Raw genomic sequence first — 20,508 nt, 5'->3', positions numbered from 1 at the left:
CGTCGCAGACCAGGGAATCGAGGGTGTCGTGGGTGTTGTCGTGCAGAAGTACGGGGGGTCCTCCGTTGCTGATGCCGAAGGGGTCAAGCGCGTCGCGCAGCGCATCGTCGACGCCAAGCGGGCCGGCCACGACGTCGTCGTCGTCGTCTCCGCGATGGGCGACACGACCGACGAGCTGATCGACCTGGCCCAGCAGGTCTCCCCGATGCCGCCGCCGCGCGAGCTCGACATGCTGCTCACCGCGGGCGAGCGCATCTCGATGGCCCTGCTCGCCATGGCGGTGGGCAACCTCGGTCACGAGGCGCGGTCCTTCACCGGCAGCCAGGCGGGCGTCATCACCGACAGCTCCCACGGCAAGGCCAAGATCATCGACGTCACCCCGGGCCGCATCCAGAAGGCCCTCGGCGAGGGCGCGATCGCGATCGTGGCGGGCTTCCAGGGCGTCAGCCAGGACACCAAGGACATCACCACGCTGGGTCGGGGCGGCTCGGACACGACCGCGGTCGCGCTGGCCGCGGCGCTGCGCGCCGACTGCTGCGAGATCTACACCGACGTCGACGGCGTGTTCACCGCCGACCCGCGCATCGTCCCCAGCGCCCAGCGGCGCGAGCACGTCTCCTACGAGGAGATGCTCGAGATGGCTGCCTGCGGCGCCAAGATCCTGCACCTGCGATGCGTGGAGTACGCCCGCCGCTACGACATCCCGATCCACGTGCGCTCGTCGTTCAGCAAGCTGACCGGCACTTGGATCAGCAACACGCCCCCGACCGCGCCCGCGGCCCCGACTGGAGAGAGCAGCACCATGGAACAGGCCATCATCGCCGGCGTCGCGCACGACCGCTCCGAGGCCAAGATCACGGTGGTCGGCGTGCCCGACAAGATCGGCGAGGCGGCCCGCATCTTCGAGGCGCTGGCCGGGGCCGGCATCAACCTCGACATGATCGTGCAGAACATCTCCGCCGCCGCGACCAACCTGACCGACATCTCCTTCAGCCTGCCGCGGGCCGACGGCGGCACGGCCATGACCGCGCTCGACCGGATCAAGGAGGAGGTCGGCTTCGCCTCCCTGCTCTACGACGACCAGATCGGCAAGGTCTCCCTCATCGGGGCCGGGATGCGCTCCCACCCGGGCGTGACCGCGAAGTTCTTCTCCGCGCTCGCCGCGGCCGGCGTCAACATCCAGATGATCTCGACCTCCGAGATCCGCATCTCGGTGGTCGTCGACGAGCTCCAGGTCGACGACGCCGTGCGCGCCGCCCACGCCGCCTTCGACCTCGACTCCGACCAGGTCGAGGCCGTCGTCTACGGGGGGACCGGTCGATGAGCCGTCCGCTCAACGTCGGCATCGTCGGCGCCACCGGTCAGGTCGGCGTCGCGATGCGCGACATCCTGCTCGAGCGCGGCTTCGCCGTGGACCAGCTGCGGTTCTTCGCCTCCTCCCGCTCGGCGGGCAGGACGCTGGCCTGGGGCGACCGCGAGGTCGTCGTCGAGGACACCGAGACCGCCGACCCGGCCGGGCTGGACATCGCGCTGTTCTCGGCCGGTGCCACCGCCTCGCGCGCCCAGGCGCCCCGCTTCGCGGCGGCCGGGGTCCTCGTCGTCGACAACTCCTCGGCCTGGCGCAAGGACCCCGAGGTCCCGCTGGTGGTCAGCGAGGTCAACCCCCACGCGATCTCGCAGGCGGTCAAGGGCATCATCGCCAACCCCAACTGCACGACGATGGCCGCGATGCCGGTGCTCAAGCCGCTGCACGACGAGGCCGGCCTGGTCCGCCTGGTCGCCAGCACCTACCAGGCCGTCTCCGGCTCCGGCATCGCCGGCGTCGAGGAGCTCGCGGGCCAGCTCGCCGCCGTGGACGACCCGCGCCCCCTGGCCTACGACGGCTCGTCGGTCACCCTGCCGGCGCCCTCGAAGTACGTCGCGCCGATCGCGTTCAACGTCCTGCCGATGGCCGGCTCGGTCGTCGACGACGGGTCCAACGAGACCGACGAGGAGCAGAAGCTGCGCAACGAGTCGCGCAAGATCCTCGAGATCCCCGACCTGCGCGTCTCCGGCACCTGTGTCCGCGTCCCGGTCTTCACCGGCCACTCCCTGTCGATCAACGCCGAGTTCGCCTCGGCCCTGCCGGCCAAGCGGGCGCTCGAGCTGCTCGCCGACGCCCCGGGGGTCGTGGTGAGCGAGGTCCCGACGCCGCTGGTGGCGGCGGGCAACGACCCGTCGTACGTCGGACGCGTGCGGCAGGACCAGAGCGTCGAGGGCGAGCGGGGCCTGGTGCTCTTCGTCAGCAACGACAACCTGCGCAAGGGCGCGGCGCTCAACACCGTGCAGATCGCCGAGCTGGTCGCCGCCTCGCGCTGAGCTCGGGCTCAGCGGATGTCGTGGGCCTCCGGGCCGTCCTCGGCGAGGAGCTCGGTGTTGAACCGGTTGACCACCCAGTGGGCCGTGCCGTAGCCCAGCGCGCACAGCGCCGGGCCGACGACGATCATCCACGGCTCGAGCAGCTGCTCGAGCAGGAAGACCAGGCAGATCGCGACGAAGATCGCGACCCCGAGGAAGCTCAGGCCGCCGGGCTCGCTCACGCCGAACGCGCGGAGCAGGGCGCTGCCGGCCATCACCATCACGATCACGACGGCGAGGACGACGAGCAGACCCGGGCCCCCGCACGAGTCGGTGCCGGTGATGGCGTCGCAGGCCTTGAGCGACCCGATCGTGAGGCCCACCCCGAGCAGGCCGACGAGGGCGCCGACCACGAGCGCGGCCACCGACGCGGCGAGCGGCGGGAGGGAGCGCGCCGGCCTCGCGCGACGGGCGGCTCTGGCCGGGGCCTTGCGGGCGCCGGCCGGCGCCGGGTCGGCCGCCGGTGCGGACCCTCGGCTCGGCTCCTCCTGCCGGACCGGGGCCGGAGCGGCCGGGGGGATCTGCTGGGTAGGGGGCTCGGGCTCGCGCACCGGCTCGGTCACGGGCTCGACGACGGTGGTCGGCTCGCTCACCGGCTCGGCCACCGGCTCGGTCACCGGCTCGGTCACCGGCTCACGCACCGGCTCGACGACCGCGGTGTCCTCGGCGGCCGGCGTACGCGACGACCCACGCGCCGGGGCGGGGGCCGACCTGTCCCGCTTGGGCTTCTTCTTCCTGCCGAACAGCGACGGGAGCTCCAGCGACGACTCGTCAGGGCCCTCGGTGTCCTTGTCAGCCATGCGGGCAGTCTGCCACGCACGCCCCCCAGCCTCTGGAAGAGCGCGATGGTTTCACTAGGTACCTAGTGAACTTGTCACCCCCCGAGCGAAACTTCGCTCGGGAAGTGCCAACGTCACTAGGTACCTAGTGAAACTGCACCCCGCCGCCTCTCCAGCCAGGTGCGCTCCGCGGAGTTGCCGGCGGTCCGGAGGGCCTCGTCGTACGCCGCGAGGGCGTCGGGGACGCGGCCGAGGCGGCGCAGGAGGTCGGCGCGGGTGGCGTGCCAGGCGTGGTACGACGTGAGGCCGAGCCGGTCGACCTGCGCCAGAGCGACCTCCGGCCCGTCGAGCTCGGCGACCGCGACCGCGCGGTTGAGGGCGACGACCGGGCTCGGGGCCAGGCGCATGAGGTGGTCGTAGAGCGCGACGACCTGCGACCAGTCGGTGTCCGCGGCCGCGGGGGCGTCGGTGTGCACCGCGTTGACCGCGGCCTGGAGCTGGTAGGGACCGGGCCGGCCGACGGCGAGGCAGCCGCGGACCAGGGTGTGCCCCTCCTCGACCAGCGCCCGGTCCCACCGGGAGCGGTCCTGCTCGTCGAGGGTGACCAGCACGCCGTCGCGGAGCCGGGCGGGCCGCCGTGCCTCGATCAGCAGCATGAGGGCGAGCAGCCCGTCGACCTCGGGCTGCGGACCGAGGGGGGCGACCACCTCGCGCACCTGGCGGGTCAGGCGGATCGCCTCGGCGCACAGGTCCTCGCGCACCGGGTCGGCGTCGGGCCCCGAGGCGAGGTAGCCCTCGTTGAACACCAGGTAGAGAACGGCGAGCACCGTGGTGAGCCGGCGCGGGACGTCCTCCGCGGCGGGCACCGCGTAGGGGATGTGGGCGTTGCGGATCTTCTGCTTCGCGCGGGTGATCCGCTGGGCCATCGTCGTCTCGGGCACCAGGAAGGCGTGCGCGATCTCGGCGACGGTGAGCCCGCCGAGCAGCCGCAGGGTGAGCGCGACGCGGTTCTCCTCGGCGAGCGCCGGGTGGCAGCAGGTGAAGATCAGCCGCAGGCGGTCGTCGGTGACCGGGCCGGTCGGGTCCGGTGGCGTGGGGTCGTGCAGCATCGCTGCCTCCGCGTGCTTGTCACCGCGGCGGCTCTCCCGTCGCAGCCGGTCCAGCGCCTTGCGGGCGGCGGTGGTGGTGAGCCAGCCGGCGGGGTTGGGTGGGACGCCGTCGGCCGGCCAGCGCTCGAGCGCGGTCACCAGGGCCTCGCCGAGGGCGTCCTCGGCCAGGTCGATGTCGCCGAAGCGACGGACGAGTCCCGCCAGCACCCGCCCGTGCTCACGGCGTACGACGGCCTCGACGGTCGCGCGCGCGGGCCCGGCCGGGTCGTCGGGCCGGCCGGCCGGCTCGTCGGGCGGGAGGGGGTGGCTCACTCGCCCTGGAAGGGCCGCACCTCGACCTTGCCCTCGCAGGCGGCCGAGCCCTTGGTGGCGATCGCGAGGGCGGCGTCGAGGTCGGCGGCCTCGATGACCCAGAAGCCGCCGAGGTACTCCTTGGCCTCGACGAAGGGGCCGTCGGTGACGACGGGCTCGGGGCCGGTGGCGTCGACGCAGGTGGCGTCGCTGACGGGCATGAGGCCGCCGGCGAAGACCCACGAGCCGGAGGAGCGGAGCTCGTCGTTGAAGGCGCCGACCTGGGCGAACATGCGCTGCATGTCCTCCTCGGCGACCGAGCTCGGGTCGAAGTCGGCGGGGTGGCTGACGGACAGCAGGTACTGCGGCATGAGGTTCTCCTGAGCGTTGCGGGGCGCCGGTTGCCCGGGCCCATCCTGTCGGGTCATCTGCTCCACGAACGGGACGGCCCGGCTACGACAGGTCCGGAGGAAAAAGGTCGGGATCAGTCCGGGACGGTGAACCAGACGGTCGTCCCGCCGCCCGGCGCGTCCTCGATCCCGATGCTGCCACCGTGCGCCTCGACGGCCCGCCGCGCTGTGGCCAGCCCGATGCCGGTCCCCTCGACGCCGCCGGAACCGGCACCCCTGCTGTAGAGGTCGAACAGGCCCTCGCGCTGCTCGGCGGGGATGCCCCGGCCGTTGTCGCTGACCTCGATCCGCCACCGGCCGTCCTCGCGGACCGCCCGGACCTCGACGACGGGCCTGGTGGTGGCGGGGGTGAACTTCACCGCGTTGGAGACCAGGTTGAGCAGCACGGCGTAGAGCTGCTGGCGGTCCCCCCGCACCTGGGGGAGCTCGCCGCTGGAGACCCGCGCGCGACGCTCCTCCACGATCGGGTCGAGGTCGGTCAGGACGTCGGTGAGCAGGTCGCCGAGGTCGAGGTCGGTCATGTCGAGACGTGCCCCCACCACGGTGAAGTCGAGGATGGCCTGGATCATCGCGGCCATCCGGCGCCCCGCAGCGAGGGTCGCGTCGGCCAGCGCGGCGACGCCCTCGTCCTCCTGCACGACGGGCTCCAAGGTGAGCAGCTCGGCGTTGGCCATGATCGCGGTGAGCGGTGAGCGCAGGTCGTGGCTGACCTGGCCGGCGAAGAGCGACAGCAGCTCGTTGGACCGGCGGAGCTCGTCGCGGGACTGCTCGAGCTGGCGCGTCCGCAGCCGCAGCTCGAGGACGTCCACGACGCGTCGCGCGAGCTCGGCGAGCATGTGCGCGCGCTGCGCGGTCAGGTCGTGGGGCAGGTCGTCGAAGACGCAGAGCCTGCCGATGGCCTCGCCGCCGGGGGTCACCAGCGGGGCCGAGGCGTAGAAGCGGACGGTGCCGATCTCGCCGGTCACGAACGGGTTGGTGGCGAACCGGGAGTCCTGGCGGGCATCGGGGGTCACCACCGGGGCCGGCTCGTGGAGCACCGCGGCGCACATCGAGTCCTCGCGTGCGCACACCGACGGGTCGATGCCGACCGCCGCCACCTGGTGCTGGTGGTCGCGCGTGATCAGGTTGATCGCGGCGTGCGGGACGTCGCACACCAGGGCGGCGAGCTCGACGACGCTCTGGAGGGCCTCGTCGGTGGGTCCGCCGAGGACGGCGTACTCCTCGATCGCGGCGTCAGCGGTCTGGGGATCCGTCTGCACGGTCGTGGTGCTCCTGTCGGTCGATCACCCGGCGCGTGGCCCGCGGTGCGGGCCTGTCCTTATTGTGCCGAATCGCGCGAGCCCAGGGGGGCGCGTCGGGGCAGGCGCAGGACGAGGGTCGTGCCGTCGCGGGCCACCTGGCCCCCGGCAGTGGCCGCCAGCTCACCCGCCCGAGTGAGGCGTTCCGGGGCGCCCCCGGTGCCGTCGCCCGCCCGGGCCGCCCCGCTCACCCGGAGCTCGAGGTGCGTGGGCCGCGCGGACACCGACACCGTCGCCTCCCGCGCCCCTGCGGCCAGCGCCTCCTCCACCAGCAGGTCGAGGGCCTGGAGGACGGGCAGCGGGTCGAACCGCGTGGGAGCGGGCTGCGACGGCTCGTGGGCGACCGGCACGCCCTCCGCACGCCTCCGGGCGACCGCCTCGGCGACGAGGGTCTCGAGGTCGACGTCGGCCTCGGTCGCGGCGCGGTGCGAGTCGGCGAGCTCGAGCAGGTCGGTGACGGCCGCCGAGAGCCGGTCGAGCTCGGCGACCCCGTGGTGCAGGCCCTGGGTCACGGCGGGGGACACGTCGGGACCGAGCGCGAGGTCCTCCAGCTCCAGCCGCAGCGCGGTCAGCGGCGTCCGCAGCTCGTGGGAGGCGTGGACGGCCACCCGACGCTCCTGGGCGAGCAGCAGGTCCAGGCGCCGGCCGGCCTCGACCAGGGCGCGCCCGATCGCGTCGGCCTCGGGGACGTCGTACGTCGGCACGTCGGGGTGCAGCCGACCCTCGCCGAGCCTGCGAGCGGTGCCGGCGAGCTCACGGAACGGCCGCGCGAGGCGCTCGGCCAGCAGGAAGCTGGCGAGGGCGGCCAGGGCCGCGAGCAGCAGGCCGAGGAGGGCCAGCGGCAGCAGTGCCTCGGCGAGCTCCTCGGCCACCGCCTCGCCGGACCGGGTGACCGTGACTCGGCCGCCGCCGGCCAGGGGTCGGCTCGCCTGGATCGAGCCGTCGGGGTCACCGAGCACCGTCGAGGTGCGGACGGGGCCGTCCGGGACCCCCGAGACGCGCAGCCCCTCGCCCGGAGCGGCGACCGAGTCGAGGTAGTCCGCGGTGACGCCCCGCCCGTCGGCGAGGCGCTCGTCGAGCAGCAGGGCCAGCACGTCGGCGGTGCGGTCGACGCGGGCCTGCTCGTCTATGCGCACGAGGTCGGAGAGGAGGAAGGCCCGCGGGATGCCGTAGAGGGCCACGACCAGGACGGTCAGGCCCACGAACGCCGCGACGAGCCGCCGGCGCACCTCAGCCTGCTTCGAGCCGGAAGCCGACCCCGCGGACGGTGACGATCTGGACGGGCGCGGCGCTCTCCTGCAGCTTCTGCCGCAGGCGACCCATCGTCACGTCGAGGGTCTTGGTGGAGCCGAACCAGTTCTCGTCCCAGACCTCGTCCATGAGCCGCTCGCGGGTGAGGACCGCGCCGCGCTCGGAGTCGAGCAGGGCGAGCAGGTCGAACTCCTTGGAGGTCAGCCCGACCTCGCGGTCCTCGACCCAGACCCGGCGGGCCTGGGGGTCGACCCGGAGCCCATCGGCCGGCGCCGCGGGCACGGCCTGCTCCCCGGCATCCGCGGGCGGCACCCGGTGGGCCCGGCGCAGCAGGGCCCGCGTCCGCGCGAGGAGCTCGGCGAGGGCGAAGGGCTTGCCGAGGTAGTCGTCGGCGCCCACGTCGAGCCCGACCACCCGGTCGAGCTCCCCGCCCCGGGCGGTGAGGATGAGGATGCCGCCGGGGAAGCCGTCGCTGCGCAGCTGGCGGCAGACGTCGAGGCCGTCCAGGTCGGGCAGCCCCAGGTCGAGCACGACGAGGTCGAGGTCACCCCGGGAGGCGCGCTCCAGGCCGGCGGACCCGGTCGCGACCCGCTCGACGGCGTACCCCTCCCGCTCGAGCGTGCGGACGAGCGGGACGGCGATGCCGTCGTCGTCCTCGACGACGAGGAGCTGGGGGATCACCTCAGCGAGCATAGGGCCGCCCATCAGAAGTCCCGGTCGGCGGTGCCGAGCTCGGTGGTGGGCGCGGCCGACGATGTCTGTCCACCCAGGTCGGTGACGCTCGCGGACGGGGTCCACACCATGTTTCCCGTGCCCCCAGGGGTGCGCAGTCCGCCGCCGCTCGCGAGCGCACCGAGGGTGATCGTGACGACCGAGGAGGTCGTGCCGTTCACCGTGGCGGTCGACATCGTCATGGTGGCGTTGAACTGGGCGGTCTTGCCCCCCTTGATGTAGTCGTTGTTCAAGTTGACCGAGCCGAGGTTGACCGAGGCGCCGCTGCGCAGGACGTCGAGCGTGTCGCCCTTGGCGCCCAGGCCGACCAGGCCGCCGTCGCGCAGGCGCAGGGTCACTGCGAGTGCCGCGGTGCCGTTCCAGCCGGCGGTGACCGAGGCCGGGTTGACCTGGTCGGTGTAGGTGAACCGGATCGTGTCACCGGTGTCGAGGCGCCCGGCGGTGGCTCCGCCGCTCACCGCCTGGACGTCGTACCCCCGCAGCGGGCTGTTGTCGACCCGGCGGGCCGAGACGGTGGTCGAGGTGGTGGTGACGCCCTTGCCGTCGACCAGCACCGCCCGGAAGTCGTAGAACCCGTCGGCGACGGTCGTGGTGTCCCAGCCGCAGGAGTACGGCGACGTCGTGTCGGTGCAGACCGTGGTCCAGGTGGTGGTGCCGCTGGGGGCGCGGTCGATGCGGACCGAGGTGACGCCGGCCGTCGAGCTCGCGGTCGCGGTCAGCGCGACCGTGCCGGACAGGAAGGCGCCCGGGTCCTCCATCGCCACCGCGGACACGGTGTTGTCCACGGTCCGGTTGGTGACCAGGGAGGTGCTGGTGTTGCCGGCGACGTCGGTCGCGACGGAGCGGAAGGAGTAGGTGCCGTCCGCCAGTGCCGTGGTGTCGAAGCGGCAGGAGAAGGGCTCCAGGCTGAGCGTGCAGGCCGTGGTCCAGGTGCTGGTGCCGCTGCGCTGCCACTGCAGGACCACCTGGGCCACCCCAGACTCGGCGTCGGTGGCGGTCGCGGCCAGGGTCACGGTGCCGCGCAGCGGGCTGCCCGGGTCGGTCATCGTCGTGGTGGGGGCGACGTTGTCGACCAGCACGTCGACGACGACCGCGGAGGTGGTGCTGCTCGAGCCGGCGGTGGCCACGGCGCGCAGGTCGTAGGACGCGCCCTGGGTGTAGCCGTTGGCGGTCGTCGTCCAGGTGCAGGTGTACGGCGCCGTGGCGGTCGTCGTGCACAGCGTCTTCCAGGTGGTGGTGCCGGTCGGGGCGTACTCGACCTTGACCGCGTAGGACACCGTGCCGGTGTTGAACAGGCTGGCGGTCAGCGTGACTGCGCCCTTGACGATGTCGCCGGGGTCGGCGAGCTGGACGAGCAGGTTGTTGGCGACCGTGGTGTCGACCACCGCGGAGGTCGTCGAGTAGCCGGCCCGGTCGGTCGCGATCGCCCGCAGCGACCACGAGCCGTCGGAGCCGGCCTTGGTGCTCCAGCTGCAGGAGTACGGCGCGGTGGTGGCCGTGCAGATCGTGGTCCACGACGAGCCACCGGGAGCGAGAGCCTGGATCGCGACGGAGGCGACGCCGGACTCGCCGTCGGTGGCGTCGGCGGTCAGGACGACCGTGTCCTTGACCGGGGAGCCCGGGTTGCGCAGTGCGACGGTCGGCGGGGTCCAGTCGGCCGCGGAGGCCACGGTGCTGACGGAGTTGGTCGTGCGCGCCACGTAGGTCGCGCCGGACTGCGTGGGCATGCCCAGCACCGCGAGCCCGGCGACGAGCGCCAGGGCGACCACGGTGAGCCGGCGGGACATGGGGTCTCCTTCAAGGGGGCGGGTGCGACAGGTTCAACGGTAGGAAGTGGCGCCCCACAGGCTGGCAACAACGAGAGGGTCCAGACCCACGGCTGGGCAACAGCTTCGGCGTCGCGCCGGAGACGGCCACCGCCCCCGTGCGCGGGGGGAGCAGCACGGGGGCGGGGGAACAGTGGGCCGGTCAGACGGGGACGGTGTCCGGCGCAGGGGTTCTCTGCGAGGGGACGGTCGCGGGGACACCTCGGGGTGTGGTGCCCTTCCTCCGCTCGCGCAGCGCGCCGACCAGCTCGGCGAGCGCCAGCAGAGCGACAAGGGCGGCCGGACCGCCGATCACGACCATGCGGAGGTCGCGATCGGCCAGGGCGATGAAGACCCAACCGGCCTGCGGGACGCCGAACTGCACCACGGGCTGCGAGGTGTCCACCAGCTTGAAGTGCCACGGGTCGGGGTCGGGGTTGGCGTCGCCCTGGGTGGTGAACAGGACACCTCCGCCGTCGGCCGGCTCCATCCGCAGGATGCGGTGGGTGACCAGGTGCGGGACCCCCGAGTCCGGCGGGGGCATGTAGGTGATGACGTCGCCGACCTGCAGGTCGCCGACGGCCACCGGCTTCTCGAAGACGACCGAGCCCTTGTCGTAGGTGCCGGTCATCGAGCCGCCGGTGATGACGTAGCGGCTGTAGCCGAACGCGCTCGGCAGGATCCACGTGGCGCAGGCCGCGATGACCAGGAGGATGGCGAGGTTGCCGCCCCAGCGGGCGACCCGGCGTACGCCGGTCGGGCGGGGCTTCTGCTCAGCTCTCATCGCGTGCTCCTGGTGGTTGGACTGGTGGAGGTGTCGGTGACCGCCCCCGGAGGGGCGCCCTCCCCGCAAGGGCGCCCCTCCGGCGAGGGGGTGGTGCGGAGTGACATCCCTCCCAGCGGCGTCACTCCTCGACGGGCCCGTCCTCCCGCGGGTCCGTCGGATCGAGGCGGGGTAGGGGACCTTCCCGGGTGGCCCCACCCCGCCTCAGCTCACTGGTTGTAGGTCGTGCCGGCGGTCTGGACCGAGTCCCAGGCGTAGACGGCGTTGGCCGTCTTGTTCTGGTCGACGTTGAGGGTGTCCTGCGCGAGCTTCACGGTGAAGCGGAAGTTGTGCGTGGCGCCGGCCGCCCAGGTGCCCAGGGGGTTCCTGGTGCCGTCGGCGAGGCCCCCGAAGGTGCCCGAGTAGACGGTGGCGTTGGCGGTGGTGTCCACGATGTCCAGGGTGAGGTTGCTGCCCGTGAAGTTGTTGGTCGAGGAGACCTCGGTGAGTCCGAAGTCGGCTGCCAGCGTGCCGGTGTTGGTCAGGGTCAGGGTGCCGTTGAGCGTGTCGCCCGGCTTCATGTTGGTCAGGGTGAAGATCGCCTGGCCGTCCTTGCTGTTCGCGTGCGTCAGGGTGCCCGAGGTGACCGCGCTGATGGTGTTTCCGGAGGTCGAGGTGAAGCTCGCGCCCGATCCGACGGCGATCGCGCCGGCGGCGAGGACGGTGGTGAGGGGGATGAGGATCTTGCGGGCCATCGTTCGTGCTCCTGAGTCGTGCAGCTCGTCTGCTGCTGGGGGGGTGGTGGTGCTTGTTTCGATGACCAGAACGCTACGGAGCCGAGATCCACGGGTTGGTAACGCCGACCACACACGACGGCCACAGTTGAGGACACGTCACGGACCTTTCGGCAACAGGTCCGACCATCCGCCGCGGAGCGCGGAAAAAGGCGTCCGGCCCGGACCTTGTGGGTCCAGGCCGGCGGTGATGTCGGGAACATCGGAGAGTCGGGCTGACAGGATTTGAACCTGCGGCCTCCTCGTCCCGAACGAGGCGCGCTACCAAACTGCGCCACAGCCCGTGGAGCGCCGCGAGTCTAGCCGAGCACGGCGGCGGCCCCGAAATCGGGCCCCGGCCGCCGCGACCACCGTCAGCGATCGCGGGGGACCAGCCGCAGCAGGGTGGCCGAGGGCCGGCAGCAGAAGCGCGCGACGGCGTACGGCGAGGTGCCGGCCCCCGCCGAGACGTGCAACCAGGTGCGGCCGTGACGGCTCAGTCCGCTGGCACGCGCCCGGTCCAGGTCGCAGTTGGTGACCAGCGCCCGGTTGAACGGCAGGCAGAGCTGCCCGCCGTGGGTGTGGCCGGCCAGGATCGCGTCGTAGCCGTCGGCGGCGTACTGGTCGAGCACCCGGAGGTACGGCGCGTGGGCGACCCCCAGCCGCAGGTCGGCCCCGGGGTCGGCGGGCCCCGCGACCGCGCCCAGGTCGTCGTAGCCGAGGTGGGGGTCGTCGACCCCGGCGAAGGCGATGCGGACGCCGCGGACCTCGAGGGAGTCGCGGGTGTTGGTCAGGTCGAGCCAGCCCCGGTCGGTCAGGCGGTGCTTGAGGTCGCGCCAGGGGAGCTGGGCGATGTCGGTGTGCCGCTTGCCGTCGTCGGGCAGCAGGTAGCGCACGGGGTTGCGCAGCGTCGGCTCGAAGTAGTCGTTGGACCCCAGGACGAAGACGCCCGGCACGTCGAGCAGCGCCCCCAGCTCCTCGACCAGAGGGCCGACGGCGTCGCGGTGCGCCAGGTTGTCGCCGGTGTCCACCACCAGGTTGGGCTCGAGGGCGGCGAGGGAGGACAGCCAGGCCCGTTTGCGGCCCTGGTAGGGCGCGAGGTGGACGTCGGTGAGGTGGAGGACGCGCAGGTCGGGCGCGCCGGCCGGCAGGACCGGCAGGTCGACGTGGCGCAGCGTGAACCAGCGGGCCTCCCACCACGCGTAGCCGAGCCCGGCGGCCCCCAGCGCGGCGACCGTGCCGACCGCGCCGAGGCCCCGGCGGGCGGCGGTGACAGCCTGGTCAGCGGGGGAAACCTCGTCGATCGGCACGCGGCCAGGCTGTCACACTGGGGCGCATGAGCGAGCTGAAGGACCGACTGCGCCAGGACCTCACCACCGCGATGAAGGCCCGCGACGAGCTGCGGTCCTCCACGCTGCGGATGGTCCTCGCCGCGATCACCAACGCCGGGGTGGCCGGCAAGCAGGCCCGCGAGCTCACCGACGACGACGTCACCGGGGTCCTGACCGCCGAGGCCAAGAAGCGCCGCGAGGCGGCCACCGCGTTCGCCGACGCCGGTCGCGAGGAGTCGGCGGCCAAGGAGAAGGCCGAGGCCGCGGTCATCGCGGAGTACCTCCCCGAGCCGCTCGACGAGGCGGCGATCGCCGAGCTGGTCCGCCAGGCGATCGAGCAGACCGGCGCGGCCGCCGACGGCATGCGGGCGATGGGCAAGGTGATGGGCGTGGTCACGCCCCAGACGCGCGGGCGCGCCGACGGGGGCGCCGTCGCCGCGGAGGTGCGCCGCCAGCTCGGCTAGCGGCCCCCGCGCCCGTTGCCGTTGCCCTTGCCGTTGCCGTTGTTGCCCGGCCCTGTCGTGGGCGTGCTGCTCGTGCCGGTCGCCGACGACCCGCCGCCCGAGGACCCGCTCTTCTTGGGCGTCCCGTCGGAGATGAACATCGTGACCAGCGTGCCCGTGCCGACGCGCGCCCCGGCGACCGGGCTGGTGTAGGCCACCTGGCCCTTGGGCAGCCGGGAGTCGACGTAGCGGCCCACGTTGGGCACGAAGCCGGCGTTGCGCAGCTCGTCGGCCGCGTCGGCGGCGAGGCTGCCCGTCACGTCGGGCACGTCGACGATCTGGCCGGTGATGGCGGTCGGGTCGGGCCGCACGAAGTTCACGTCGGGCAGCATGCCCTCGATGGCGTGCATCGCCTGGCCCCAGATCGGGCCGGCCTGGGTGGAGCCGAAGGCGCGGGCGATGTACTGCCCGCCGACGTACTGCCCGTTGAGCGTGATCGGGTGGCCCAGGCTGTTGGCGCCGGCGATCATCGCGGCCGCGGCGAGGTTGGGCGTGTAGCCGAGGAACCACACCGCCTTGTTGTCGTTGATCGTGCCGGTCTTGCCCGCCGACGGCTGGTTGAGCGCCAGGCCGTTCTGGTAGCCGAAGCCGCCGGGCTCCTGCACGCCGCGCAGGACGTCGTTGACCGCGTCGGCGACCGCGGTCGGCAGCACCTGCGAGCAGCGCGGGGCGTAGTCGGCCAGGACCTTGCCGTCGGCGTCGAGGATCTGGTCGACCGGCCGCGGCTCGCAGAACTGGCCGCGGGCGGCGAACGTGGCGTAGGCGCCCGCCATCGTCAGCGGGTTGGTGTTGGTCACGCCGAGGGTGAACGGCGGGACGATGTCGTTGTCGGGGACCTGGATGCCCATGTCCTTGGCGATCGTGACCGGGTCGCACAGGCCGGTGCGCTGCTCGAGCTGGGCGAAGAAGGTGTTCACCGAGTCGCGCGTGCCGGAGTAGAGGTCGTAGGTGCCCGTGCCGGTGGAGTTCTGCGGTGACCAGGTGTCGGTGCTGCGCAGCGGGCCGTCGCAGGTCTCGAAGGAGCTGTTGGGCAGGAACACCTCCTGCGGGGCGTTGATGCGGGTGCTCAGCGGGATGCCCTGCTTGATCGCCGCGGCGAGCACGAACGCCTTGAACGTCGAGCCGGCGGGGAAGCCGCCGGAGTCGCCGTACTCCCGCGGGACGACGTAGTTGAGGTAGGTCTGGCCCTTGGCGCGGTCGGCACCCATCGGCCGCGACTGGGCGAGCGCGCGGACCTCGCCGGTGCCGGGCTCGACCATCGCCAGGCCGCCGATGGCCTGGTCGGTCGGGTTGACGTGGTCGCGCACGGCCGTGTCGGCGGCCTTCTGCATGGCCGGGTCGAGGGTGGTCTTGATGGTGAGGCCGCCGGCGAAGAGCAGGCGGCGGCGGTCCTTGACCGTGCGGCCCAGCTGGGGGTCGGCGAGGAGGTACTCGCGCAGGTAGTCGCAGAAGAACTCGCCGGTGACGTCGACGCACCCGTTGCGCGACGGCGTCGTCCTGAGCCCCAGGCCGGCGCGGCTCATCTGGGCGGCGCGCTGGTCGGTGATGACGCCGAGCTCGCGCATGCGCTCCAGCACGACGTTGCGCCGGGCGCGGGCCTCGCCGGGGTTGTCGGTGGGGTCGTACTTCGTGGGGTTCTTCACCAGCCCGGCCAGCAGGGCGGCCTGGCGCAGGGTGAGCTTCTTGGCGGGCACGGAGAAGTAGTGCCGGGCGGCCGCCTCGATGCCGTAGGCGCCGTCGCCGAAGTAGGCGACGTTGAGGTAGCGCTCGAGGATCCAGTCCTTGGAGTGCTTGCGCTCGAAGGCGATGGCGTAGCGCAGCTCGTTCCACTTGCGCTCGTAGGTGTCGGCCTGGGCGGCGGCGATCTTCTTCTTGTTGTTGCCGGCCTGGTTGATCAGCGTCTGCTTGACCATCTGCTGGGTGATCGACGAGCCGCCCTGCACCACGCCGGAGCTGGCCTGGTTGGTGATGAACGCGCGGAGCGTGCCCTTGATGTCCAGGGCGCCGTGCTCGTAGAAGCGGTAGTCCTCGATCGACACGATCGCCTTGCGCATGATGAGCGCGACGTCGTCGAGCCGCACGTTGACGCGGTTCTGGTCGTACCAGGTGGCCAGGCGCTTGCCGTGGACGTCGAGGATCTTGGTTCGCTGGGCCAGCGGGGCGGTCTCGAGGTCGGCCGGCAGGTTCTTGAGGCTGTCGGCGGTGGTGCGGGCCCCGACCCCGGCGAGGGCGGCGAAGGGGATGGCGATGCCGGCCACCAGCAGGCCCACGAGAGCCGACACGGCGAGCATCACGCCCAGGTGGGAGACGACGCCTCCAGCGGTCAGGTCGCGGTGCGGATTGCGTCTCGCCATACGGGGAAGGGTACGTCACGGGTCAGTCTCCACAGGCACCGCTCGGCCTGGGGAGAACCCCGCCCCTGGGGCCCGGAAATCGGCCCGATGTTGTGGAGAAACTACAACGCTGTGATTTCGGGCGGGACGATGACCGACTAGTTCGGAATGACTAGGGACGGTCCCGATTCGGATGTCTCACCAGTCACAGAAAGAACATGAATGTCATTTCGTGACGGGGCGGTAGCCTGCTTCAGGACCGTAGTCGGCGGTTCGGGACCTTGCTCATAGTCATTTGGGACTAGAAGGATTTGGTCCCCGCGGGTCTGCCGATAAACGGGACACGTCCTTAACTTTGATTGTGGAGAGTTTCTCCACACCCTGTTTGGGAGAGCAGGGCTACACGCAAGGGGATACGCGTATGTGGAACGACGACTGGGCGTCGCAAGCACAGTGCAAGGAGACCAAGCCGGACGAGCTCTTCGTCCGCGGGGCAGCACAGAACCGGGCCAAGATGATGTGCGCCGGCTGCCCGGTCAAGACCGAGTGCCTCGCCGAGGCCCTCGACAACCAGATCGAGTGGGGCGTCTGGGGTGGCATGACCGAGCGTGAGCGCCGGGCCATCCTCCGCAAGCGGCCCAACGTCACCTCGTGGCGGCGCATCCTCGAGGCCGCCCAGGTCGAGCAGGCCGGCGCCGGCGCGACCGTCGCCAGCTCGCTCGGCGCCTGACGCAGCACCGTCTGCTCGCCTCCGGCTCGCCGTCGCGGCGCTGGTGAGGCGCGCCGACGCTCCTCCGCTCGCTGCGCATCGCTTCGTCGCTCTCGACGCGCCGCGCCGCGACTCACCACACTCGAGACCTGGGTGCCTCACTTGCGAGGCGCCCAGGTCTTCATGCGTTCACCTACTGATCAGGTCCCCGACCTGGCGGAGGCCGGCGAGGTCGTGGACGTCGGTCGACAGGGCGGGCACGACGGCCGTGGGCACGTGCGGGTGGGCGGCGGAGAAGCGCTGACGCAGGCGCCGCTCCCGGGCGACCCGGCGCATCCGGTCGGCGTGCAGCCGCAGCATGCCGGCCGTCGCGCCCGCCGAGGCGGAGCCGCCGTGGGACTCCAGCCGCTCGGCCGCGGCGACCGCCTGCTCGGCCGAGAGCCCGTCGAGGCCGGCCGTCGCGCGGTTGACCACGAGGCCCGCCAGCGGCATGTGCTCGGAGTCGAGCCGCTCGACGAAGTACGCCGCCTCGCGCAGCGCGTCGGGCTCCGGCGCGGCCACGACCAGGAACGCGGTCTCGCGGGTCTGGAGCATCTCGAAGGTCTGCTGGGCCCGGTTGCGGAAGCCGCCGAACAGGGTGTCGAACGCCGCGACGAACATCTGCAGGTCCTTGAGCACCTGGGCCCCGACGATCTTGGCCATCGTGCTGGTCACCATGCCCATCCCGCTGGTCATCAGCCGCGCCGGGCCCTTGGCCGGAGCGAGCAGCAGCCGGATGAAGCGGCCGTCGAGGAAGCCCGAGAGCCGCTCGGGGGCGTCGAGGAAGTCCAGCGCCGACCGGGCCGGCGGGGTGTCGACGACGATGAGGTCCCAGCGGCCCGACTTGCGGGAGTCCTGGCGCAGCTGGCTGAGCTTCTCCATCGCCATGTACTCCTGCGTGCCCGCGAACGAGCTCGACAGCGTGACGTAGAAGGGGTTGTTGAGGATCGACTGGGCCTTCTCGGGGCTGGCCTGGGCGAGCACCACGTCGTCGAACGTGCGCTTCATGTCGAGCATCATCGCGTCGAGCGAGCCGCCCGCGGAGCCGTCGACCCCGGGCACCGGCCGGGGCACGTTGTCGAGCTTCTCGATGCCCATCGACTGGGCCAGCCGCCGGGCCGGGTCGATCGTGAGCACCACGACCTTGCGGCCCATCTCGGCCGCACGCAGCGCCAGCGCCGCCGACGTCGTGGTCTTGCCGACACCACCGGAGCCGCAGCACACGATGACCTGGGTGCCGGGGTCGCGCAGCAGGCCGTCGACGTCGAGGCTCGGCGCCTCACCGCCCCGCGCGGCCAGCGGCCCGACCCGTGGGTTGTTCTTGGTGCTCATGCGTCCACCGCCTTCGCTGCGCTCGGCGACGGAGCCACGCATGACGTGTCGGTTCGCTCGCTGCGCTCGCTCATCAGGCCATCCCCTGCTCTCGGAGGTCCTCGGCCAGCTCGTAGAGGCCACCCAGGTCGATGCCGTCGGGCAGCCGCTGGAGCTCGTACGACGGGACGTCGATCTCGGCGATGCGCTCACGCTGGCGGTCCTCGAGACCCCGCCGCTCGGCGTACGCCGTGGCCTCCTCGAGCAGGCCCTCGACCAGCTCGTCGGTGACGTCGACACCGGCCTTGGACAGGTCGGCGCCGGTGGCCTCGGCCGAGAGCCTCCCGGCGAGGGCGGCCTCGCGCGACTCGTCGTCGAGCTCGGCGGGCCGGGTCAGGTTGACCACGACGCCACCGACCGGCAGCCCGTGGCCGCGCAGCTCCTTGACGCCGTCGGCGGTCTCCTGGACCGGCATGTCCTCGAGCACGGTCACCAGGTGCACGGCGGTGCGGCGCGACTTGAGCAGGCTCATCACCCGCTCGGTCTGGCCCCGCACCATGCCGACCTTGGCGAGGTCGCCGAACTCGCCGTTGACGTTGAGGAACTGCGCGATGCGGCCCGTCGGGGGCGCGTCGAGGACGACCGCGTCGTAGACCCGCGCGCCCTTGTTGCGGCTGTTGCGCTCGACGGCCTCGAACACCTTGCCGGTGAGGAGCACGTCGCGCAGGCCGGGGGCGATCGTGGTGGCGAAGTCGAGCACGCCGAAGCGGTCGAGGACCTTGGCGGTGCGGTTGCCCATGCGGTAGTAGAGCTGGATGTACTCCAGCATCGCCGACTCGGCGTCGATCGCGAGGGCGTAGACGTCGCCGCCGTCGTCGAGACCCTGGGCGATGCGGCGCTCCTCGTAGGGCAGCGGGGGCACGTCGAACAGCTGGGCGATGCCTTGACGTCCCTCGACCTCGCACAGCAGCACCTGCTTGCCGCGGGAGGCCAGCGCGAGCGCCAGCGCCGCGGCGACGGTGGTCTTGCCGGTGCCGCCCTTGCCGCTGACCACGTGCAGCTCGACGTGGGGCCAGTCGCTCGTGCGGCTCTTCGCGGAGGGGTCGCTCACGGTGATCGAGCCTAGCGGCGCGGAGCACCCTTCCGGGCGTGAAGAGCCTCACGGTCCCGCGCGGGCGACCCCCTAAGGTGCTGGGCATGGACAAAGTGGTGCGGGACCCCGTCGAGGCGGTCGCGGACATCGGTGACGGCGCCTCGCTGGCGGTCGGCGGGTTCGGGCTGTGCGGCATCCCGTCGGTGCTGATCAACGCCCTGCTCCAGGCCGGCGTCAAGGACCTCGAGGCGGTCTCCAACAACTGCGGCGTCGACGACTGGGGCCTGGGCCGCCTGCTGCGGGAGAAGCGGATCCGACGCATGGTGTCGTCGTACGTCGGGGAGAACAAGGAGTTCGCCCGGCAGTACCTCTCCGGCGAGCTCGAGGTCGAGCTGACCCCGCAGGGGACCCTGGCCGAGCGCCTGCGCGCCGGGGGCTCGGGCATCGCGGCGTTCTACACCCGCACCGGGGTCGGCACGCAGGTCGCCGAGGGCGGGCTGCCCTGGAGGTACGCCGAGGACGGCAGCATCGCGGTCGCCTCGCCACTCAAGGAGGTCCGGCCCTTCGAGACCCCGGACGGGCCGCTGGAGTTCGTGCTCGAGCAGGCCATCTCCTGCGACTTCGGGCTGGTGCGGGCCTGGCGGGGCGACCGCCACGGCAACCTGGTCTTCAACAAGTCGGCGCGCAACTTCAACCCCCTCGCCGCGATGGCCGGTCGCGTGACGATCGCCGAGGTCGAGGAGCTGGTCGAGCCGGGCGAGCTCGACCCCGACTCCATCCACACCCCGGGCGTCTTCGTGCAGCGGGTCGTCCCGCTCACGCCCGAGCAGGCTGCCGACAAGCGCATCGAGAAGCGCACCGTGCGGCCCTCGGCGGTCGAGCCTGTCGAGACCCCCGGAGGTGCGCAGTGAGCTGGACCCGCGAGGAGATGGCCGCCCGGGCGGCCTCGGAGCTGACCGACGGCTCCTACGTCAACCTCGGCATCGGGCTGCCGACCCTGGTGCCCAACTACGTCGACGACGACGTCGAGCTCGTGCTGCAGTCGGAGAACGGCATCCTCGGGGTCGGCGCCTACCCGACCGAGGACGCGGTCGACGCCGACCTGATCAACGCCGGCAAGGAGACCGTGACGCTGCGGCGGGGCGCGAGCTTCTTCGACTCCGCCACGTCGTTCGGCATGATCCGCGGCGGCAAGATCGACGCCGCGATCCTCGGGGCCATGCAGGTCAGCCGCCACGGCGACATCGCCAACTGGATGATCCCCGGCAAGATGGTCAAGGGCATGGGCGGGGCGATGGACCTGGTCCACGGTGCCAAGCGGGTCATCGTGCTGATGGAGCACACCGCCCGCGACGGGTCCTACAAGATCGTCGACGAGTGCTCGCTGCCGTTCACCGGCAAGGGCGTCGTGCAGCGCATCATCACCGACCTCGCGGTCATCGACGTCACGCCCGACGGGCTGGTCCTGGTCGAGTGCGCCCCCGGCGTGACCCGCGAGCAGGTCGAGGACGCCACCGAGCCACCCCTGGCCTAGCCCGGCGGCGACCGACCCGCGGTCACTTCGTCCCGACCTGCGGGAGG

Annotated in this window: 19 protein-coding genes and 1 tRNA gene; 6 read left to right on the top strand and 14 right to left on the bottom strand. The window is 72.3% G+C overall.

Annotated features, from left to right (window positions below):
• Window positions 1–28: 28 nt before the first annotated feature.
• Both J2S63_RS08675 and J2S63_RS08670 read left to right on the top strand, forming a co-directional pair.
• Entirely contained in the window at window positions 29–1,324 is a 1,296-nt protein-coding gene (locus J2S63_RS08675; protein ID WP_310301315.1) for an aspartate kinase, read from the top strand.
• Window positions 1,321–2,358 (top strand): aspartate-semialdehyde dehydrogenase, encoded by a 1,038-nt coding sequence (locus tag J2S63_RS08670; protein ID WP_310301313.1) that lies wholly within the window; start codon window positions 1,321–1,323, stop codon window positions 2,356–2,358. Before J2S63_RS08675 ends, J2S63_RS08670 begins: the two co-directional genes overlap by 4 nt.
• Window positions 2,359–2,366: 8 nt before the next feature.
• Here J2S63_RS08670 and J2S63_RS08665 read toward each other — a convergent pair whose 3' ends face one another.
• The 11 genes from J2S63_RS08665 to J2S63_RS08615 all read right to left on the bottom strand — a co-directional run bounded on the left by J2S63_RS08665 (window position 2,367) and on the right by J2S63_RS08615 (window position 12,912).
• Complete coding sequence (locus tag J2S63_RS08665; protein WP_310301310.1) at window positions 2,367–3,197, bottom strand: hypothetical protein; 831 nt, start codon at window positions 3,195–3,197, stop codon at window positions 2,367–2,369.
• Window positions 3,198–3,313: 116 nt separating this feature from the next.
• On the bottom strand, window positions 3,314–4,597 hold the full coding sequence (locus J2S63_RS08660; protein ID WP_310301308.1) for an RNA polymerase sigma factor: 1,284 nt from the start codon (window positions 4,595–4,597) through the stop codon (window positions 3,314–3,316).
• Complete coding sequence (locus J2S63_RS08655; protein ID WP_310301304.1) at window positions 4,594–4,947, bottom strand: YciI family protein; 354 nt, start codon at window positions 4,945–4,947, stop codon at window positions 4,594–4,596. The genes J2S63_RS08660 and J2S63_RS08655 overlap by 4 nt, the downstream gene beginning before the upstream one ends.
• A gap of 113 nt (window positions 4,948–5,060) precedes the next feature.
• Window positions 5,061–6,245, bottom strand: coding sequence for a GAF domain-containing sensor histidine kinase (locus tag J2S63_RS08650; RefSeq protein ID WP_310301302.1), 1,185 nt, complete (start codon window positions 6,243–6,245; stop codon window positions 5,061–5,063).
• 59 nt (window positions 6,246–6,304) lie between these two features.
• Entirely contained in the window at window positions 6,305–7,513 is a 1,209-nt protein-coding gene (locus tag J2S63_RS08645; RefSeq protein ID WP_310301300.1) for an ATP-binding protein, read from the bottom strand.
• 1 nt (window position 7,514) lies between these two features.
• A complete protein-coding gene (locus tag J2S63_RS08640) occupies window positions 7,515–8,216 on the bottom strand; it encodes a response regulator transcription factor (protein ID WP_425573331.1) in 702 nt (233 codons plus the stop codon).
• 23 nt (window positions 8,217–8,239) lie between these two features.
• Window positions 8,240–10,054, bottom strand: coding sequence for an Ig-like domain-containing protein (locus J2S63_RS08635; RefSeq protein ID WP_310301299.1), 1,815 nt, complete (start codon window positions 10,052–10,054; stop codon window positions 8,240–8,242).
• A gap of 181 nt (window positions 10,055–10,235) precedes the next feature.
• Window positions 10,236–10,856 (bottom strand): signal peptidase I, encoded by a 621-nt coding sequence (locus J2S63_RS08630; RefSeq protein ID WP_310301297.1) that lies wholly within the window; start codon window positions 10,854–10,856, stop codon window positions 10,236–10,238.
• 209 nt (window positions 10,857–11,065) lie between these two features.
• Window positions 11,066–11,590 (bottom strand): TasA family protein, encoded by a 525-nt coding sequence (locus J2S63_RS08625; RefSeq protein ID WP_310301295.1) that lies wholly within the window; start codon window positions 11,588–11,590, stop codon window positions 11,066–11,068.
• Window positions 11,591–11,839: 249 nt separating this feature from the next.
• Window positions 11,840–11,913 (bottom strand) — tRNA-Pro (locus J2S63_RS08620).
• Window positions 11,914–11,982: 69 nt separating this feature from the next.
• Window positions 11,983–12,912, bottom strand: coding sequence for a metallophosphoesterase (locus J2S63_RS08615; protein WP_310306636.1), 930 nt, complete (start codon window positions 12,910–12,912; stop codon window positions 11,983–11,985).
• Window positions 12,913–12,944: 32 nt separating this feature from the next.
• On the opposite strand from J2S63_RS08615, the gene J2S63_RS08610 reads away from it, so the two are divergent.
• Entirely contained in the window at window positions 12,945–13,403 is a 459-nt protein-coding gene (locus J2S63_RS08610) for a GatB/YqeY domain-containing protein (RefSeq protein ID WP_310301293.1), read from the top strand.
• On the opposite strand, the gene J2S63_RS08605 is transcribed toward J2S63_RS08610, so the two are convergent.
• Window positions 13,400–15,796, bottom strand: coding sequence for a transglycosylase domain-containing protein (locus J2S63_RS08605; protein ID WP_310301291.1), 2,397 nt, complete (start codon window positions 15,794–15,796; stop codon window positions 13,400–13,402). The genes J2S63_RS08610 and J2S63_RS08605 overlap by 4 nt on opposite strands.
• Before the next feature lie 400 nt (window positions 15,797–16,196).
• On the opposite strand from J2S63_RS08605, the gene J2S63_RS08600 reads away from it, so the two are divergent.
• The gene (locus J2S63_RS08600) at window positions 16,197–16,505 is read left to right on the top strand and encodes a WhiB family transcriptional regulator (protein ID WP_310301289.1); all 309 of its coding nucleotides are present in this window, start codon (window positions 16,197–16,199) and stop codon (window positions 16,503–16,505) included.
• Between the two features lie 168 nt (window positions 16,506–16,673).
• Here the strand turns inward: J2S63_RS08600 and bagB are convergent, their stop codons facing one another.
• On the bottom strand, window positions 16,674–17,855 hold the full coding sequence (gene bagB, locus J2S63_RS08595; RefSeq protein ID WP_310301287.1) for an ArsA family ATPase: 1,182 nt from the start codon (window positions 17,853–17,855) through the stop codon (window positions 16,674–16,676).
• Between the two features lie 73 nt (window positions 17,856–17,928).
• On the bottom strand, window positions 17,929–18,945 hold the full coding sequence (gene bagA / locus J2S63_RS08590) for an ATPase BagA (protein WP_310301284.1): 1,017 nt from the start codon (window positions 18,943–18,945) through the stop codon (window positions 17,929–17,931).
• A gap of 86 nt (window positions 18,946–19,031) precedes the next feature.
• Between bagA and J2S63_RS08585 the strand changes: the two genes are divergently transcribed.
• Both J2S63_RS08585 and J2S63_RS08580 read left to right on the top strand, forming a co-directional pair.
• Window positions 19,032–19,838 carry a CoA transferase subunit A gene (locus J2S63_RS08585; protein ID WP_310301282.1) on the top strand — a complete coding sequence of 269 codons (807 nt, stop codon included), beginning with the start codon at window positions 19,032–19,034 and terminating at the stop codon, window positions 19,836–19,838.
• The gene (locus tag J2S63_RS08580; protein WP_310301280.1) at window positions 19,835–20,461 is read left to right on the top strand and encodes a CoA transferase subunit B; all 627 of its coding nucleotides are present in this window, start codon (window positions 19,835–19,837) and stop codon (window positions 20,459–20,461) included. Before J2S63_RS08585 ends, J2S63_RS08580 begins: the two co-directional genes overlap by 4 nt.
• The last annotated feature ends 47 nt before the right edge of the window (window positions 20,462–20,508 follow it).

Origin of the sequence: Nocardioides marmoribigeumensis (assembly GCF_031458325.1) — a bacterium.
GTDB lineage: Bacteria > Actinomycetota > Actinomycetes > Propionibacteriales > Nocardioidaceae > Marmoricola_A > Marmoricola_A marmoribigeumensis.
Note: the sequence above shows the minus strand (reverse complement) of the source record. Positions and strands in the feature narration are given on the sequence as shown.

Bases quoted from the DNA above. Each gene is read 5' to 3' on its own strand.
- J2S63_RS08670 (WP_310301313.1), top strand. From the start codon at position 1,321: ATGAGCCGTCCGCTCAACGTCGGCATCGTCGGCGCCACCGGTCAGGTC.
- J2S63_RS08665 (WP_310301310.1), bottom strand. From the start codon at position 3,197: ATGGCTGACAAGGACACCGAGGGCCCTGACGAGTCGTCGCTGGAGCTC.
- J2S63_RS08655 (WP_310301304.1), bottom strand. From the start codon at position 4,947: ATGCCGCAGTACCTGCTGTCCGTCAGCCACCCCGCCGACTTCGACCCG.
- J2S63_RS08635 (WP_310301299.1), bottom strand. From the start codon at position 10,054: ATGTCCCGCCGGCTCACCGTGGTCGCCCTGGCGCTCGTCGCCGGGCTC.
- J2S63_RS08630 (WP_310301297.1), bottom strand. From the start codon at position 10,856: ATGAGAGCTGAGCAGAAGCCCCGCCCGACCGGCGTACGCCGGGTCGCC.
- J2S63_RS08625 (WP_310301295.1), bottom strand. From the start codon at position 11,590: ATGGCCCGCAAGATCCTCATCCCCCTCACCACCGTCCTCGCCGCCGGC.
- J2S63_RS08610 (WP_310301293.1), top strand. From the start codon at position 12,945: ATGAGCGAGCTGAAGGACCGACTGCGCCAGGACCTCACCACCGCGATG.
- J2S63_RS08605 (WP_310301291.1), bottom strand. From the start codon at position 15,796: ATGGCGAGACGCAATCCGCACCGCGACCTGACCGCTGGAGGCGTCGTC.
- J2S63_RS08600 (WP_310301289.1), top strand. From the start codon at position 16,197: ATGTGGAACGACGACTGGGCGTCGCAAGCACAGTGCAAGGAGACCAAG.
- bagB (WP_310301287.1), bottom strand. From the start codon at position 17,855: ATGAGCACCAAGAACAACCCACGGGTCGGGCCGCTGGCCGCGCGGGGC.
- J2S63_RS08585 (WP_310301282.1), top strand. From the start codon at position 19,032: ATGGACAAAGTGGTGCGGGACCCCGTCGAGGCGGTCGCGGACATCGGT.